We start from the raw sequence: 1,911 nt of genomic DNA, 5'->3' as shown, positions 1-1,911 counted from the left end.
TGGGCTCGGAGATGTGTATAAGAGACAGGTTGAGCAGTAACCTGCTCCTTACATCATTCATCGTCTACCTCGTCAGTACAGGATTCTTCGCTGTAGCGACGAGTGGTAAAAAAGGACCGACGCGTTCTGGTAAAATCGCCTTTACGCTCGCGATCATCGGTTTCCTCGCGCAGCTCGGATATTTCTTCACGCGCTGGGCTGGAGCTGGGCACGTTCCAGTTTCGAACTTATATGAATACACGACATTCTTCGGCATGATGATGGTACTTGGTTTCTTGATCGTTTATGCCATCTACAAAAACAACGTCCTTGGCTTGATTGCGATGCCAGTTGCATTGCTCGTCATCGCCTATGCGTCGATGTTCCCGGATGAAGTCCAACCGTTGATCCCAGCACTACAAAGTGTTTGGCTCAAAATCCACGTCACGACGGCAGCGCTCGGCGAAGGGATTCTTGCCGTCAGCTTCGCGACGGGATTACTGTATCTGATTCACGCGACGGATTTCAGTAAGGAATCGAAAACACGGACGTGGCTCGAAGTCGTCATGTTCTCACTCGCATGTGTTGTCGGTTACATCTTAGTTGGGCTGTTGTTCAAAGCAACAGGTTCTGCATCGACGATCGAATACGTTGCGAAAAACGGTGCAACGATGACACATGACTACGCGATGCCAGTCTTGACCGGTCCTGAAGGCGGAAAAGTCTTATCGGGTTCAGGTGCCGTCATCGAATTACCGAACTTCTTGAACGCGAACAAAGTCAATACGGTCTTATGGTCGATCATTGGTGGCGTCGTCTTATACGTCTTGCTTCGCTTCGTCATTCTTCGCAAGCGTCTTGCTGAGAGCTTGAAGCCGATTGCACGTAAGATTGATCTTGAGACAGCAGATGAGATCAGCTATCGTTCTGTTGCGATTGGTCTTCCAATCTTCATCCTGGGCGGTCTGATTTTCGCGATGATCTGGGCGCAAATGGCTTGGAGCCGTTACTGGGGCTGGGACCCGAAAGAGGTATGGGCACTCATTACGATGCTCTTCTACGTCTTTTATCTCCATATGCGCATCCAGCGTGGTTGGATTGGTAAAAAATCAGCTTGGTTATGTGTCGGCGGATTTGCCGTCATCATGTTCAACCTTGTCTTCGTTAACCTTGTCGTAGCAGGATTACACTCATACGCGTAAGAAAAAGCAAGCAGCGGACCCGGAAACGGTCCGCTGCTTTTTCGTGTGCGTTTGACCGAAGTGTGCCTTTTCGGAGAAATCAGCCGGAGCAAGCCATTCTTTTCGTTTCATAGTATACTAAAAGAGTAGTAGGATAGAGGAGTAGAGTTTAGTTCATAGGAGGAGACAGCATGTCAGAAGAAGCACGTATTTTAGTCGTCGACGATGAAGAACGGATTCGTCGCCTGTTGAAGATGTATCTGGAGCGGGAAAATTTCACGATCGAGGAAGCAGACAATGGAGAGACGGCGCTTGAAATGGCGCTTGAGACAGAATACGATGTCATTCTCCTCGACTTGATGATGCCGAAGATGGACGGGATGCAAGTCTGTGAAGAACTGCGGAAAACAAAAGCGACGCCAATCGTCATGTTGACGGCAAAAGGCGAAGAGACGAACCGCGTCCATGGGTTTGAGATGGGGGCAGATGATTATATCGTCAAACCATTCAGTCCACGTGAAGTCGTCTTGCGTGTCAAAGCGATTCTTCGTCGGGCAAGTGCGACGAAATTCCTCCACACGGATGCGAAAACAAAAGATGTCATCGTCTTCCCACACTTGACGATCGACAATGATGCGCACCGCGTGACGGTCGAGTCGCAAGAAGTAAATTTAACACCAAAAGAATACGAACTCCTGTATTTCTTAGCAAAACAAACGGATAAGGTACTGTCTCTTATACACATCTCCGA

2 protein-coding genes are annotated in these 1,911 nt (G+C 48.7%); both read left to right on the top strand.

Annotated features, from left to right (window positions below; all coding sequences use genetic code 11):
- Positions 1-11: 11 nt before the first annotated feature.
- On the top strand, positions 12-1,181 hold the full coding sequence (ccsB, locus tag F8N00_RS17775) for a c-type cytochrome biogenesis protein CcsB (protein ID WP_421018720.1): 1,170 nt from the start codon (positions 12-14) through the stop codon (positions 1,179-1,181).
- A gap of 170 nt (positions 1,182-1,351) precedes the next feature.
- The coding region (locus tag F8N00_RS17770) for a response regulator transcription factor (protein WP_421018719.1) at positions 1,352-1,911 on the top strand (560 nt) is incomplete at its 3' end.

The organism is Exiguobacterium sp. A1_3_1, assembly GCF_048985645.1.
Lineage (GTDB): Bacteria > Bacillota > Bacilli > Exiguobacteriales > Exiguobacteriaceae > Exiguobacterium_A > Exiguobacterium_A indicum.
This window is presented reverse-complemented; position numbering and strand designations above follow the sequence as displayed.